This window comes from Vreelandella sp. 162(4c) (assembly GCF_058152265.1).
The window spans coordinates 1889211-1903379 of sequence record NZ_CM176981.1 but is presented as its reverse complement, the minus strand read 5'-3'; the positions used below and the strand labels follow the sequence as shown (position 1 = coordinate 1903379).

Annotated in this window: 13 protein-coding genes; 6 read left to right on the top strand and 7 right to left on the bottom strand. The window is 57.8% G+C overall.

The window, feature by feature from the left end; all coding sequences use genetic code 11:
* Positions 1-49 precede the first annotated feature (49 nt).
* The gene (locus tag AC4EYZ_RS08590; protein WP_009288377.1) at positions 50-997 is read right to left on the bottom strand and encodes a helix-turn-helix domain-containing protein; all 948 of its coding nucleotides are present in this window, start codon (positions 995-997) and stop codon (positions 50-52) included.
* Between the two features lie 214 nt (positions 998-1211).
* Here AC4EYZ_RS08590 and AC4EYZ_RS08585 point away from each other — a divergent pair, with 214 nt between their 5' ends.
* From AC4EYZ_RS08585 to AC4EYZ_RS08560, 6 genes are all read left to right on the top strand, one after another.
* Positions 1212-2627 (top strand): ethanolamine ammonia-lyase subunit EutB, encoded by a 1416-nt coding sequence (locus AC4EYZ_RS08585; protein WP_027957818.1) that lies wholly within the window; start codon positions 1212-1214, stop codon positions 2625-2627.
* Complete coding sequence (gene eutC / locus AC4EYZ_RS08580) at positions 2617-3453, top strand: ethanolamine ammonia-lyase subunit EutC (protein ID WP_039860529.1); 837 nt, start codon at positions 2617-2619, stop codon at positions 3451-3453. Before AC4EYZ_RS08585 ends, eutC begins: the two co-directional genes overlap by 11 nt.
* A 115-nt stretch (positions 3454-3568) precedes the next feature.
* Positions 3569-5008, top strand: coding sequence for an ethanolamine permease (gene eat / locus AC4EYZ_RS08575; protein WP_009288378.1), 1440 nt, complete (start codon positions 3569-3571; stop codon positions 5006-5008).
* A gap of 83 nt (positions 5009-5091) precedes the next feature.
* On the top strand, positions 5092-5586 hold the full coding sequence (locus tag AC4EYZ_RS08570; protein WP_474191983.1) for a CIA30 family protein: 495 nt from the start codon (positions 5092-5094) through the stop codon (positions 5584-5586).
* 81 nt (positions 5587-5667) lie between these two features.
* Entirely contained in the window at positions 5668-7428 is a 1761-nt protein-coding gene (aceK, locus tag AC4EYZ_RS08565; protein WP_027957820.1) for a bifunctional isocitrate dehydrogenase kinase/phosphatase, read from the top strand.
* A gap of 43 nt (positions 7429-7471) precedes the next feature.
* Positions 7472-8185 (top strand): SIR2 family NAD-dependent protein deacylase, encoded by a 714-nt coding sequence (locus AC4EYZ_RS08560; RefSeq protein ID WP_474191982.1) that lies wholly within the window; start codon positions 7472-7474, stop codon positions 8183-8185.
* Between the two features lie 186 nt (positions 8186-8371).
* Here AC4EYZ_RS08560 and bioA read toward each other — a convergent pair whose 3' ends face one another.
* From bioA to bioB, 6 genes are read right to left on the bottom strand one after another with little or no spacing between them, the layout of a single operon-like run.
* Positions 8372-9646: an adenosylmethionine--8-amino-7-oxononanoate transaminase gene (bioA, locus tag AC4EYZ_RS08555; RefSeq protein ID WP_278370839.1), complete on the bottom strand. Its 1275-nt coding sequence runs from the start codon at positions 9644-9646 to the stop codon at positions 8372-8374.
* The gene (gene bioD / locus AC4EYZ_RS08550) at positions 9643-10332 is read right to left on the bottom strand and encodes a dethiobiotin synthase (protein ID WP_278370840.1); all 690 of its coding nucleotides are present in this window, start codon (positions 10330-10332) and stop codon (positions 9643-9645) included. The genes bioA and bioD overlap by 4 nt, the downstream gene beginning before the upstream one ends.
* Positions 10329-11111, bottom strand: coding sequence for a malonyl-ACP O-methyltransferase BioC (bioC, locus tag AC4EYZ_RS08545; RefSeq protein WP_159176031.1), 783 nt, complete (start codon positions 11109-11111; stop codon positions 10329-10331). The genes bioD and bioC overlap by 4 nt, the downstream gene beginning before the upstream one ends.
* Positions 11108-11854, bottom strand: a complete 747-nt coding sequence (locus AC4EYZ_RS08540) for an alpha/beta fold hydrolase (RefSeq protein ID WP_474191980.1) — start codon at positions 11852-11854, stop codon at positions 11108-11110. Before AC4EYZ_RS08540 ends, bioC begins: the two co-directional genes overlap by 4 nt.
* The gene (gene bioF / locus AC4EYZ_RS08535; protein ID WP_474191979.1) at positions 11836-12993 is read right to left on the bottom strand and encodes an 8-amino-7-oxononanoate synthase; all 1158 of its coding nucleotides are present in this window, start codon (positions 12991-12993) and stop codon (positions 11836-11838) included. Before bioF ends, AC4EYZ_RS08540 begins: the two co-directional genes overlap by 19 nt.
* Positions 12986-14065, bottom strand: coding sequence for a biotin synthase BioB (bioB, locus tag AC4EYZ_RS08530; RefSeq protein ID WP_009288386.1), 1080 nt, complete (start codon positions 14063-14065; stop codon positions 12986-12988). The genes bioF and bioB overlap by 8 nt, the downstream gene beginning before the upstream one ends.
* Between the last annotated feature and the right edge of the window lie 104 nt (positions 14066-14169).

Here is a 14169-nt window from a genome sequence, read left to right as displayed (position 1 = left end):
CAGGCTGGCTGAGAGGCTGGCTTGTATTTGCCGCTATTCACTGACTCGCTCATAACGTTTTCGCACTGAGCGTTTGCGATGGGCTCTCTCCGAACTGCTGCTTGTAGTCGTGGGCGAACTGTCCCAAGTGCCAAAAACCCCAGTAGGTGGCTATTTCCGTGACCGATTGTTGCGGAGATGCCGCCCGCAGCGCCCGGCGCACGCGGTTCAGCCGGGTCAGGCGTAAGAACTGTAGCGGGCTGATGCCCAGGATGGTGGTGAAGCTGTACTGCAGTGTGCGGCGGCTAACGTGGGTAAGCTGACAAAGCTCCTCCATCGTCACGGGGCCTTCCAGATGCTCATCCACGTAGCGCTTGACGCGATCAACCACTTCCTTGCGATGGGCATAGCTGGGTGGCAGCTCAGCACTGGGCTGCTTGACCTGCAATAACTCCAGTAGCGCCATCAGCAGAATGTCTTGATGGATATGGCTGGCGATGGACAGCGTCTGACTGGTGAGTAGACGTTCAATGAGGAACGACACGGCGCGCAGGGTGTCACCGGCCGCTTGGCGACGGGGCATGGCGTGCCAGTGTGTATCCAGGCTGACCCCCTGCCGCTTGGCTGCCGCCGTCAAGGCGGGCAACTGGATCACCAGCCCATAGATGTCGAATCCTTCCGGCGTCACCAGTTCAAAATCACGTCCACCCGGGCGGCACATCACCTCGCCCGCACTGAGCGCTTGTCCATTGATGCGCGAGCCTTGATGGGTAGTGGGAATACCGATCCACAGCGACTCAGGCCATACCCGGCAGTCCTGACGTAGCGCTTGCCCGGTATGCTCCTTGAAGACCTGCATGGTTTCCAGTGCCACCTCATCCAGCCGCCCGTAGAAACTCCCTGGGCTGAGCTGATCGTACTCCTGTTGCCATCGCGTCAGGTTCTGCGCGTGCTCATCGGCATCAAAGGCCTCTTGAATGCACCTTGTTGGTGCAAATGAGCTGTCGAGCGTGGTCATGAAGCGCTCCTCGCAGTGATAAGTTGGCTAATCATAATTTATGTAACGCCTTAACTTTTTGTATTTACTTGAGTAAAGCGAAAGTTAGTGAGTTTGCCAAAACTTGATACTCCCTCTCTATTGATAACGCTATGGTGGAAACAAGCAAGTTTTGTACTTCAGCGCGATGTCAACGCGATCAACAACAGCCATCGTAATAAAAAAGGATAGCCCCATGGCGCAGACCTATCACACGACGGTGGGGAGTCGCAGCTATCGCTTTGCATGCCTGGCAGAGCTGATGGCTAAAGCCACGCCGCCCCGTTCAGGCGACCGTTTGGCCGGAGTAATGGCGGAGAGTGCCGAAGAGAGGGTGGTCGCCCAGATGGTACTCGCCGAGCTCCCGCTTACCACTTTTTTGAATGAAGCCCTGATTCCATACGAAGAGGATGAAATCACTCGGCTGATTATCGATGACCATGACTCCGACGCTTTCGCCCCCATCCGTCACCTCACCGTCGGCGATTTTCGTAACTGGTTGCTCTCCGACCACGCTACCAGTGAGGTGTTAGCAGAAGTAAAAACGGGGATTACCCCCGAAATGGCCGCTGCCGTCAGCAAGCTGATGCGCAATCAGGATTTGATTCTGGTGGCCAAGAAGTGCCGGGTCACCACCGCTTTTCGCAACACAATTGGCCTGCCGGGGCGGCTTTCCACTCGGCTTCAGCCCAATCACCCCACCGATGATGTGACCGGCATTGCGGCCAGCATTCTGGACGGCCTGCTCTACGGCAGTGGCGACGCGGTGATTGGCATCAACCCAGCGACGGATAACGTTGCCCAGAGCGTCAAGCTGATGCGCTTGATGGATGAAGTGATCCAGAAGTATCAAATCCCCACCCAGTCCTGCGTGCTTACCCACGTAACGAATACGCTGGAAGCCATAGAGCAGGGTGCCCCGGTCGATCTGGTCTTCCAGTCGATCGGCGGCACTGAGGCCACCAACCGCAGCTTTGGCTTCGACTTGAGCACCCTGGCCGAAGCCGAAGCGGCGGCGCAGTCGCTCAATCGCGGTACGGTGGGGCGCAACGTGATGTATTTCGAAACCGGCCAGGGCAGCTCGCTTTCTGCCGACGCTCACCACGGGCTCGACCAGCAAACCTGTGAAGCCCGCGCCTACGCCGTTGCACGCAAGTTCAAGCCCTTGCTGGTGAATACCGTGGTGGGTTTTATTGGCCCAGAGTACCTGTTCGATGGCAAGGAGATCACCCGTGCAGGCCTTGAAGACCACTTCTGCGGCAAGCTATTGGGCGTGCCCATGGGCTGCGATGTCTGCTACACCAATCACGCCGAAGCCGACCAGAATGATATGGATAACCTGCTCACGCTGCTCGGCGTGGCGGGCTGCAACTTCATTATGGGTATCCCAGGCTCTGACGACATCATGCTCAACTACCAGACGACTTCGTTTCACGACGCGCTCTATGCACGGCGGGTACTGGGGCTGAAGGCCGCGCCGGAGTTTGAGCGCTGGCTCGAAGAGATGCAGATTTTCCAGGATGTTAGCACCCACCGGCTCAATGACCAGCTGCCCGCCGCCTTTGCCAACAGCCTGCGCCACCTGCCCAAGGAGCCTCGCCATGGCACATGATCCATCATCACCCATCGTGGTGGAGAACCCCTGGGAGCGGCTGAATGCCTTTACCGACGCGCGAATTGGCCTGGGCCGCGCTGGGGTCAGCCTGCCGACCAGCAAATTGCTGGCGTTTCAGTTGGCTCACGCCCAAGCACAGGATGCGGTTCACTGTCCGCTGGATGTAGCAGCGCTGGCCTCCGAGCTGACCCAAGCCCTCGATTTGTCTGAGGCACCGCTGCGCCTGCACAGCCATGCCCAGGATCGTGCCATGTACCTGCAGCGGCCCGACTATGGCCGTCGCCTTAACGACGAGACCCGTGAGCACCTGCAGAAAGCTGCCGCGTCCCAGCAGCGCTATGACCTTGCGATCGTCGTGGTCGATGGGCTTTCTGCGTTGGCTGTACAGCAAAACAGTGCTCCGTTTCTTGGCGCGCTTTATCAGATGCTGAGCAGCGATGCTGCTGATTGGCAGCTAGCACCACTGACGCTTGTCGAGCAGGGGCGGGTGGCGATTGGCGACGAAATTGGCGCACTGCTCAATGCCGACGCCGTGCTTGTCATGATCGGCGAACGACCGGGGCTGAGTTCGCCGGATAGCTTGGGGTTGTATATGACCTGGGCGCCCGAGCCGGGGCTCAAGGACGATCGACGCAACTGCATTTCCAATGTGCGTCCGGCAGGTTTGCAGGTGGAAGAGGCCGCCAGACGCTTCTTTCTGCTGTTAAAAGAGGCCCGTCAGCGCAAATTGTCGGGCGTTAAGTTGAAAGACCGCAGTGAAGACGATGTGCTGGAAGGTGACTCAGCATCAGGCTCGACGCGTAACTTCCTGGTGGCGGATTAACGTCACCCAAAAAGCGACAACCTATAACAACGATCACACAACAAAACGGAACAACGTTGGTAAACCACAGCACGCCGCTGACGACGATTTCGTTCCACACTGAAAGGGCAAAACGATGACACAACCAACGATAGATCAAGCGTACCTGGCAAAACGCCAACTGCGCAAAGGCACCGCTGGCTGGATGCTGCTGGCGGGCCTCGGGGTTTCCTACGTAATTTCCGGTGATTTCGCCGGGTGGAACTTTGGTATTGCTGAAGCTGGCTGGGGTGGCTTTGCGATAGCCGCGTGTCTAATGGCGTTAATGTATCTGGCGCTGGTGCTGTCACTTGCCGAAATGTCGGCGGCGATACCCGCGGCTGGGGGCGGATACAGCTTTGCCCGCCAGGCAATGGGGCCTGCTGGCGGCTATCTGACCGGGTTGGCCGTATTGATCGAGTATGCCCTGGCGCCAGCGGCCATTGTGATCTTCATTGGCGCCGCCGTAGAGTCGTTGCTGGGTATCAACGGCCCGCTGGTCTACCTCATTTTCTACGCGCTGTTCATCGGTATTCACCTGGCGGGTGTGGGGGAAGCGCTAAAAGTCATGATGGTCATCAGTGGCTTGGCAGTGTTTGCCATCCTGGCCACCGCCGTCGCACTGATCGGTGATTTTGATGCCGCCAACCTGTTTGATATTGCTCCCACCGATGCGGCAGGTGCGAGCACCTTTATGCCGTTTGGTTGGTACGGCGTCTGGGCGGCACTACCCTTTGGTATGTGGCTGTTCCTGGCGGTAGAAGGCGTACCGCTTGCGGCCGAAGAGGCTAAAGATCCTGCCCGGGACATGCCCAGAGGCATCATCGGCGCGATGTTGTTCCTGCTCTTCACAGCGCTGTTAGTCGTGGTGCTGCTGGCCGGTGCCGCGGGCGCCGAGATGATCGGTCAAAGCGGCGTGCCGCTGGTGGATGCGCTGAATGCAGCGGGCAATCCGACCTTGGCAACCGTGGTGAACGTGCTGGGCCTGGCGGGGCTGATTGCTTCCTTCTTTTCGATCATCTACGGCTATAGCCGGTTGGTCTTTGCGCTTTCACGGGCGGGGTACCTCCCCAAGGCGCTGTCGCTGACCAGTGGCCGTAAAGTGCCTTATCTTGCCCTGATCGTGCCCGGCGTGTTTGGCTTTCTGGTGTCGTTGAGCGGTGAAGGCGACCTGATGCTGGGCATGGCCGTGGTCGGTGCGACGATCTCTTATGCGCTCATGGCACTCAGCCATATTCTACTGCGGGTAAAACAACCCGACCTGCCGCGTCCGTATAAAACGCCTGGCGGTGTCGTTACCTCGGGGATTGCACTGGTGCTTTCCCTGGTTGCGCTCACCGGGGTATACGCCTTCGACCCACGCGCCTTTAACTACACTATCGTGCTGTTCATTGTTGGCGCAGCCTACTTCTTCCTCTACAGCAAGAATCACCTCGTAGCGAAAACCGCCGAGGAGGAGTTTGCGTTGGTGGTCGCGTCACCTGAAGATCTGGATGATATTGACTCAGATCCTGTGGTCACGACAGCGAAGCTGTAATTCACAAGACTAATCGCCTAGGCTGAACAAGCCTCTTTGCCCAGCGGCAAAGAGGCTTTTTTGGCTAATGATAAGGAGTCGTCATGGCGTTGACATTTGATAGTCCCAGCGAGCAGCAGCGCTGGTACTCCGTTGATGATGGCGTGATGGGTGGCGTTTCAAAGAGTGGTTTTTGCGTTACCGATGGCGTAGGTCGCTTTCAGGGCGAGGTGTCGCTTGAAAACGGTGGTGGCTTTGCCTCCGTTCGCCGCGAGCCCAATGGGTTCGAGCCAACGCTAGCGGATGCCCAGGGCATAGAGCTGACCGTGCGGGGCGACGGACGTACCTATCAACTGCGCTTGAAAAGCACCTCCCTTGGCAATGCCTCAGCGTACCGAGTGAAATTTACGCCTTCTCAAGATGCCTGGGAGACGCTGTACTTCTCATGGGATGCTTTTGAAGCGGTGAGGCGGGGAACGCTATTGAGTGACGCCCCGGCAGTAACGCCAAGCGAGATTCACCAACTTGGCTTTTTAATCGCTGACCGCACCGCGGGGCCTTTTTGCTTTCGGCTCAAACGTATTGCGGCAGTGCGCTAAACTGGGGCTACCCAACCAAGGTCGTCTCGCATGTAGTTTGCCGTTAGGCAACGCTAGCGCAAATCAACAGGAGCCCAGCCCGTGAAGCACTCGCCTGCGTACCGCTTAGCGACGACGATTTTGCATGGCTTTGATGAGTACCGTGCACGTTTTAAGGAGATTACCGCCGATGCCAGCCGTCGTTTCCGTGACGCGGCGTGGCGCGAAACGCAGCAGGCATCCGCCGAGCGCATCAATCTCTATAAGGAAAAGATTGATGACACTCTGGGGCGCTTAAAGCGTACCTTTGATCCCGAGGTGGTGTCTCACTGCGAGTGCTGGCGAGAGGCGCGCAACCACTACGCTGAGTTGATCAGCCACCGGCTCGATTATGAGCTCGCTGAAACCTTCTTTAACTCGCTGTTCTGCGCTATTTTCCATCATCGCCATATCCGCAACGACTGGATGTTTGTGTATAGCTCCCGGGAAGATGCCGCCCACCGCTCGGGAATTGACCTATGCCGTCGCAAACAGGTTAATGGCGACTGGCAGGCTGCCCTCAAATGGGCACTTATCGATGCCCCCTTCGAAAATCGCTTTGCGGAAATAGATCAGGATACTCATCTCGGCGCCACCTTCTTACAGCAGCACTTACCCTCGGCGATTTTGAACGCCAGTGATGCTGAAATCGAGCTACTGAATAGCGTCTTTTATCGCAATAAAGGCGCCTATTTGGTGGGGCGAATCCTGGGCAGCGGCGAGCAGGTGCCGCTGGTGCTGCCGGTACTCCACGGCGAGGGTTTTGGAGAGCAGCAGGGGGGCGATCCCAGCCTACACCTGGATACGGTACTGATCGAAACCGACGAGGTGTCGATTATTTTCTCCTTCACCCGCGCCTACTTCCAGGTTGAAGTAGCGGTGCCCAGGGAGTTTGTCGATTACCTTCAGCAGCTGATGCCGCACAAACCTGAAGGCGAACTCTACGCTGCCATCGGCTTCTTCAAACATGGTAAAACCGAGTTTTTCCGGGCACTGAATCGTCAGGTCGCTAAGCGCGAGGATCAGTTTATTATCGCCCCAGGCGTGCGCGGCATGGTGATGGCGGTGTTTGTACTGCCCAGCTTTCGCACCGTCTTTAAGATCATAAAAGATAAATTCGACCCGGCCAAAGACGTAACTCACGCCGTAGTGCGCGAAAAGTATCGGCTAGTAAAGCGCCATGACCGGGTAGGGCGCATGGCCGATACTCAAGAATTCTCCAATTTTATTGTCCGCCAGGATCATTTTGCGCCGGAGTGCCTGGAGCACTTACTGGAAGTGGCTCCCTCAACCGTTGTGTTGAAAGACGATAAGGTGATTATCAAACACTGCTATACCGAGCGGATGATGACGCCGCTGAACATCTACCTGGAACAGTGCAGCGACCAAGAGAAGGAGACGGTGCTTAAGGATTACGGCAATGCCATTAAGCAAATGGCCGCGGCGAACATCTTTCCTGGCGATATGCTGCTGAAAAATTTTGGCGTGACACGCCATGGAAGGGTGATCTTCTACGACTACGATGAAGTTTGCTACCTCACCGAGTGCCGTTTTCGGCATATACCCAAATCCCAGGGCAATGACTTCCAGGGGGGTGATACGTTATCTATCGGCCCTAACGATATTTTTCCTGAGGAGTTTGGGCCTTTTATGTTCGCTAATAAGATCCTACGCGACATGTTCATGGCGCAGCACCCCGAGCTATTTGACCCGGATTACTGGCTGGAACTGCAGCAGGCGATCATCGATGGCCGTGTCATCGACGTTTATCCTTACCGCAATAAGCAGCGTTTTGCGGGCAGTATTGGCCAGCTAGTATATTAGTGTCTTACTTAAGAAACAGTGAAACATAAACAACGAGGTCATCATGGCAGCAAGCCCGCATTTGGTGGTGTTTACCGGCTCGGGGATTAGTGCTGAGAGTGGTATCAAGACCTTCCGTGCCAGCGACGGCCTATGGGAAAACCATCCTGTCGAGGATGTTGCCACTCCCGAGGCGTGGCAACGTGACCCGCAGCAAGTGCTGGATTTTTACAATCAACGACGTGATCAGATCCGTCGTGCCAAGCCCAACGCGGCGCACAAGGCGCTAGCTGCCCTGGAGCAAGAGGGGTTTAACGTCAGCATTATTACTCAGAATATTGATGACCTTCATGAGCGTGCAGGCTCCCGCCATGTATTACATCTACACGGCGAGATTTTAAAAGCACGTTCGTCAATCGATGAGCGCATGCGCTACCCGCTGCCGAAAGGCGGCATCGAACTAGGCAATGTGTGCGACAAGGGCAGCCAACTGCGACCCGACGTGGTCTGGTTTGGCGAGTCGGTGCCGCTGTTTGCGGAGGCCTGTGACCTTGTTAGCCAGGCTGACTTTCTGCTGGTCGTTGGCACGTCGCTGGCAGTCATGCCTGCCGCTTCGCTGCTCTCGTACATTGACTACGACACGCCCTGCGCACTGGTCGACCCGGAGGCGGATATGCTCAGCCCGCCAGGTGTATTGGCAATTAACACCACCGCTGGAGAAGGCGTTCCAGCGTTGGTAAACCGCTGGAAGCAGCAGGGTAATCTACTGTTGTCTTGAAAATTCGAGACTGGATCGGCACAGCCTTCTGCGGGGGCGCTGTAAACCCGTCCATGGGCGCTACTTTTGTCTTCTGACCGCCATGGATGGCGGAAATGCCGGAATTGTTGGGAACATTTTCCGGTCATGACAAAAGACCCCCGCTACAGGCTGATCCCGATCTCGTGTTGAGTAATCATTGTGGCTTTATTGAGGCCTTAAGAACCACGCCTTCATTACATCGGTAATCTGGCTAATTTCCGCTTCAGAAGTAATGTAGGCGGGCATGGTATACAGCCAGCGGCCAATGGGGCGCAGCCATACGCCGCGCTCGCGGGCGAAGTCACCGACGCCTTTTAACGCTTCAGCGGAGTGGGCTTCGATCACGGCGGTGGCGCCGAGCACTCGAACGTCAGCCACGGCCGGATGTGCATTCAGCGCCTGATCTTCAAGTAGCTCACGCTGCAGCTGTTGGCTGAGCTTGGCAATTTTGCCCAGGTAATTCTCTTCCTCGAAGACGCGCAGGCTTTCCAGCGCCACCCGGCAGGCCAACGGGTTGCCCATAAAGGTAGGCCCGTGCATAAAGGCGTGCCGGGGAGTGTCGCCGATAAAGGCGTCGTGGACGCGATCCGTGGCGAGCGTTGCGGCGTGACCCAAATAGCCGCCGGTCAAGCCTTTGGAGAGCACCATAATATCCGGCGTTACGCCTGCGTGGTCAGCGGCAAACAGCTTGCCGGTGCGGCCAAAGCCAGTAGCGACTTCGTCAAAAATTAGCAGCACGCCAAACTCATCGCACAGTTCACGGGCGCCAGCAACGTAAGCTGGCGAGGTCATATTGAGCCCGCCAGCGGCTTGTAACAGGGGCTCCATCAGCAGGGCGGCGATCTCTTCATGGTGGCGCTCAAGTACGCTGCGCAGAGCGCTAAGGTCGTGCTCGACCTGTTCAGCGGTGGCATCAAAAGGAGCCGTAGGTGCCGGGGCGAAATGGTGCTGGGGGAGCAGGCTGGCAAACAGACTGTGCATGCCCTCTTCCGGATCGCACACTGCCATACAGCCGGTGGTGTCACCGTGGTAGGCCTTCATCAACGAGAGCATCTTTCGCTTGCCGGGGTGGCCGGTGAGTACCTGGTATTGAAGGGCCATTTTCATCGCCACTTCCATGCCCACCGAACCACTGTCTGAATAGAAAACGTGGTTCAGCCCGGCGGGGGTAATGCGCACCAGTTCACGAGCTAATTGATCGGCGGGCTCATGCGTCAAGCCGCCAAGCATCACGTGGCACAGCTCGCCTGCCTGTTCGCGAATGGCCGCCACCAAACGGGGGTGGCCATAGCCGTGAATCATGCACCACCAGGAGCAGGTGGCATCCAGCAGGCGTTCACCGCTCTCAAGCATAAAGTGAGCGCCCTCACCGCCAACCACCTTAGGTGCGGGTGTCTGGGTTTTTAGGTGAGCATAAGGGTGCCAAACTGGCGTTTTCATAACGGCTCCAGGGAAAGACAGGGGGCGGCAGTCGCGGCGTTGGGGGCCTCTAGATGGGGAATAATGCCTAAACAGGGAGCCGCCAGCTTGGCGTTTAGATGGGCAATATTGGCCTCAAAGCGGGCTGTGTCAGCCGCAAAAGCGGGGTCTACCACGCTGCCTGCCCAGCCGGCTAATACCAAGCCGTCGGCGCGAATGGCTTCTGCGGTTAAGCGGGCATGATTCAAGCAGCCCAGCTTTAGGCCAACCACCAGAATCACCGGTAGCTCAAGCGCCATCGCCAGGTCGGCAAAATCTTCCTGTTCGTTTAACGGTACGCGCCAGCCGCCGGCGCCTTCAATCAGAGTGATGTCTCTGGGTGTTTGGCTAAGCGTTTCGCGCAGCAAGCTAACGATGGTGCTAATCTCAAGCGGCTGACCCGCCTCTAACGCAGCGAGGTGAGGCGCAATGGCGGGGGCAAAGGCGATGGGATTCACCGTGGCGTAGTCGACCGGCGGCACGCTTTGATGCTGAAGGGCGAGAGCATCACTATTTTGCAGGCCTTCAGGCGTCGCTTGGCTGCCTGAGGCGATAGGTTTCAAGCCCAGCGTGCTCAACTGCTGTTGGCGGGCGGTATATAGCAATCCGCTGGTCACCAATGTTTTACCCGCATCGGTATCGGTGCCAGTCACAAACCAGACGTTCATAGCGATTTTTCCAATTGCAGCGTTAAGCAGTGGTAACTCACGGGTAGGCCTTCCGGTTGGCGGAGTTGTTCAAAGCGCGCTTGTGCGGCGGCGATGTCATTTCGACTAAGGCTGGCTTGTGGCCGGGCAATCTGGGCGCCGACACCTTTGATGGACGCCATTACCGCCTTCAAGTCAGGGTAATAGAAGCGCTCAACGGTGGCCGTCTGCCGGGTGATGGTTAAGCCGCTTTCGCCGATGGCTCTCTCGACGCTGGCGCGATCAGGCGTTTGCAGCAGCGCTTCGGGTCTCTGCCAGGCATGGCCAACTTCTTTCAACGTTCCTGGCAGCAGCGTCGTAATATGCGCCAATCCCCCGGGCGTGAGGACCCGGTAAAGCTGCTCCATCACCGCGCCAATGTCGGGGCACCACTGCACCGCCAGGTTGGAAAACACCAGATCAAATGCATGCTTACCAAACGGCAGTGCCGCGGCGTCTCCCGGTTGCCAATGAATGCTTTCACCGTGGTGCTGGCGGGCCTGTTCCAGCATGCCGGGGGCTAAATCTAACCCCGTTATACGAGCATTCGGGTAACGTTCAGCCAACCGCTGTGTCCAGTATCCGGTACCACACCCCATATCCAACACGTTAAAAGCGTGTGGAGGTAACGAACCCCAAAGCTTCTCGCCTATGTGGCGTTGTGCTGTGGCTAACGCATCGTAGCGGGGAGCGGCCCGGGAGAAAGCGTGGGCGACCCGTGCCTGCCAGTTAACCTCAGCCTTCAGCGTTAGATCGTTCATAAAACCGCCGTACTGATGTCAGTCATCTGTCTGGCATGATGGCCAATCGTTGCTGCGAGTTCCTGGGGCTGCGAGAGCATCGGGCAGTGGCCGACATCGCTTAGGGGCTTGCTTACGCGGCGCTGGGCGGGGCTGATGAATGGATCATGGTCGCCGATGAGACGTACCACTGGGCAAGGGGGCGCCGCTAGGCGTGGGCGATTATCAATGGTTGCCAGCCAGTGTAGGCCGGTAGCCAAGGTGGGGCTGTCGGCAGGCGGTGTATCGCCCAATAAATTACGCAGTTGCCGGTGAACTTGCCGGGGGCCGGGCTCACCTTGGGTCTGCCAGCGCAAAAAGTGTTGCCAGGTCGCGGTGGGGTCGCGTTGAAAGGCGCGTTGGAAGGCGCTCAGCTCGGCGCTAGTGACGCCACCTTGGGCGCTGGCCTTGCCTTTGACACAGAACGTCTCCCCCGCACCGAGCAGAATCAGGCCCCGAGGTGGGGGAAGATATGCCAGTAGCGCCGTAGCAAGTAGCCCACCCAATGACCAGCCGACCCAGACCGCATCGCTGGCTAACGGCTCGGCCATAATGTCGGCCAACTCTTGCAGCGCCGCGTTGGCCTCAAGCGGCGGCGTATCGCCATAGCCGGGCCAATCCACCGCCTGGGCAGCTAGGCAGGCGGGCCAGTGCGCCTCAAGCGGCTGCCAAATACGCTGGCCGATTCCCCAGCCGGAGAGCAGGATTAAGCGCAGGGGCTGCATAACGCCTCTTGGTGCTGGCAGTGGTGGAGCGCGGCTAATAGCTGGTCAATATCGTCGTGCTGATGGCGAGCGCTTAACGTCACCCGCAGACGGGCTTCACCCTTGGGCACCGTTGGCGGTCTAATCGCCCCCACTTGGATCCCCTTTTGCTGGAGCTGTACTGCCCAACTTAGGGTGCGCGCTTCCTCCCCCAGGATCAGCGGCTGAATGGGGGTGGCCGAATCGCTGAGAGCTAGCCCCAGGTGCAGCGCCTCATTGCGAAAGTAAGCGATATTGGCGTTTAGCTGGGCGCGGCGTTCCGGTTCTCCCTGAACGATCTCCAACGCTTTTAAAGTTGCGGCGGCGATGGCCGGCGGCTGGGCGGTGGTATAGACATAGCTGCGTGAAAACTGGATCAGGTGATCGATTAACTCGGTATCACCAGCAACAAACGCCCCGGCGGTGCCTAATGCTTTTCCTAACGTGCCGACAAGAATCGGCACGTCCGTACTATTCCAGGTGCTGCCCACGCAGCCGCTGGCATTGTCGCCTAGCACGCCTACGCCGTGGGCATCATCGATCATCAGCCAGGCGCTGTGCTGCTGACTGACTTCGACAAGCGTGGCAATGTCGGCGATATCGCCATCCATACTGAAAACGCCATCGCTGACCACGAGCTTGTGCGCGCACTCACTGCGCGCCAGCAGGTTTTCCAGATCAATGGCATCGCGGTGATGAAAGCGCCGCGAGCGGGCACCGCTTAACGCGGCGCCATCAATTAGCGATGCGTGGTTGAGGCGATCCTGGAAAATAGCGGTATGGCGATCTGCCAGCGCTTGCAGCACGCCGAGATTGGCCATATAACCGGTAGAAAACAGCAGCGCACGTTCGCGGCCTGTCCAGCGTGCTAACGCTTCTTCCAGAGCGTCGTGAATCTCTAGATGACCGCTGACCAAGTGCGAAGCACCTGCACCCGCGCCAAACTGGCGCGCGCCTTCCGCCTGGGCTTCACACACGCGAGGGTCTAGGGTGAGGCCCAGGTAGTCGTTACCTGCAAAGTCGAGGGTATTGTTTTTGGCTACCTGACGAGTTCGCCAGCGCTCCGTCTGTTGACGATGAGCGCGGGCGTCGGCCAGACGCTGTTGCCACGCTTCAGACACTGGCGTCTACCGCCAGCTCGGCAACCCTTTCGGCGTGCACCTGCTGCTGTGCCTGTTGGGCAAGGCGTGCTGCTTGAGTATCTTCGCTTTCGCAGGTCTCGCGCTTCTCAGGGTGCAGGCCCAGCTTGGCAAACAGGGCACGGTCACGATCCACTTGGGGGTTGCCAGTGGTCAGCAGTTTGTCGCCATAGAAGATCGAGTTGGCACCGGCCAAAAACGCCAGCGCCTGGGTTGATTCGTTCATCTGCTCGCGGCCAGCGGAGAGCCGTACATGGCTTTGCGGCATCATAATGCGGGCGACCGCAATGGCGCGTATGAACTCGATGGGGTCTAAATCTTCAACATTTTCCAGCGGTGTGCCGGGCACTTTCACCAGCATATTAATCGGCACGGATTCAGGGTGCGGGGAGAGCTTGGCCAGCTGTTGCAACAGGGCGCTACGGTCTTTGGCATCTTCACCCATGCCGAGAATCCCGCCAGAGCAGACCTTCATGCCCGCATCGCGCACGTTGGTGAGCGTTTCCAGCCGGTCGCTGTAGGTGCGGGTGGTAATGATCTCGCCGTAGAACTCCGGCGAGGTATCCAGGTTGTGGTTGTAGTAATCGAGCCCTGCCGTGGCCAATCGACTGGCCTGTTCGCCGTCGACCATCCCCAGCGTCATGCAGGTTTCAAGGCCCACGGCTTTCACCTGACGAACCATCTCTTCGACCAGCAGTAGATCTTTATCCCGCGGGCTTCGCCAGGCGGCGCCCATGCAAAAACGGCTGGCACCTGCCTCTTTCGCTGCCTTGGCTTGTTCGACGACCTTTTCAATTTCCAGCAGCTTCTCTTTTTCCAGCTGAGTGTTGTAGTGGCCGGATTGGGGACAGTATTTGCAGTCTTCGGGGCAGGCGCCGGTCTTGATCGACAGCAGGGTAGAGACCTGCACCGCGTTAGCATCGAAGTGGGCACGGTGAACCTGCTGGGCTTGAAACAGCAGGTCATTGAACGGCAGCGCGAAAAGCGCGTTGATCTCATCCAGCGTCCAGTCGTGGCGCTGCGCATGAAGAAGCTGTTCGTGATGCACGGTCATGGTGTAAACCTTTTTACCTTTAATAGTTGACGAGACTTTAGCGGCGTTGCGCTTTGGGTGTCAACGTTGGAGATTTTTTAGGTTTACGGTGGTGGTGGAAACAT

Bases quoted from the DNA above. Each gene is read 5' to 3' on its own strand.
- AC4EYZ_RS08590 (WP_009288377.1), bottom strand. From the start codon at position 997: ATGACCACGCTCGACAGCTCATTTGCACCAACAAGGTGCATTCAAGAG.
- AC4EYZ_RS08585 (WP_027957818.1), top strand. From the start codon at position 1,212: ATGGCGCAGACCTATCACACGACGGTGGGGAGTCGCAGCTATCGCTTT.
- eutC (WP_039860529.1), top strand. From the start codon at position 2,617: ATGGCACATGATCCATCATCACCCATCGTGGTGGAGAACCCCTGGGAG.
- eat (WP_009288378.1), top strand. From the start codon at position 3,569: ATGACACAACCAACGATAGATCAAGCGTACCTGGCAAAACGCCAACTG.
- AC4EYZ_RS08570 (WP_474191983.1), top strand. From the start codon at position 5,092: ATGGCGTTGACATTTGATAGTCCCAGCGAGCAGCAGCGCTGGTACTCC.
- AC4EYZ_RS08560 (WP_474191982.1), top strand. From the start codon at position 7,472: ATGGCAGCAAGCCCGCATTTGGTGGTGTTTACCGGCTCGGGGATTAGT.
- bioA (WP_278370839.1), bottom strand. From the start codon at position 9,646: ATGAAAACGCCAGTTTGGCACCCTTATGCTCACCTAAAAACCCAGACA.
- bioD (WP_278370840.1), bottom strand. From the start codon at position 10,332: ATGAACGTCTGGTTTGTGACTGGCACCGATACCGATGCGGGTAAAACA.
- bioC (WP_159176031.1), bottom strand. From the start codon at position 11,111: ATGAACGATCTAACGCTGAAGGCTGAGGTTAACTGGCAGGCACGGGTC.
- AC4EYZ_RS08540 (WP_474191980.1), bottom strand. From the start codon at position 11,854: ATGCAGCCCCTGCGCTTAATCCTGCTCTCCGGCTGGGGAATCGGCCAG.
- bioB (WP_009288386.1), bottom strand. From the start codon at position 14,065: ATGACCGTGCATCACGAACAGCTTCTTCATGCGCAGCGCCACGACTGG.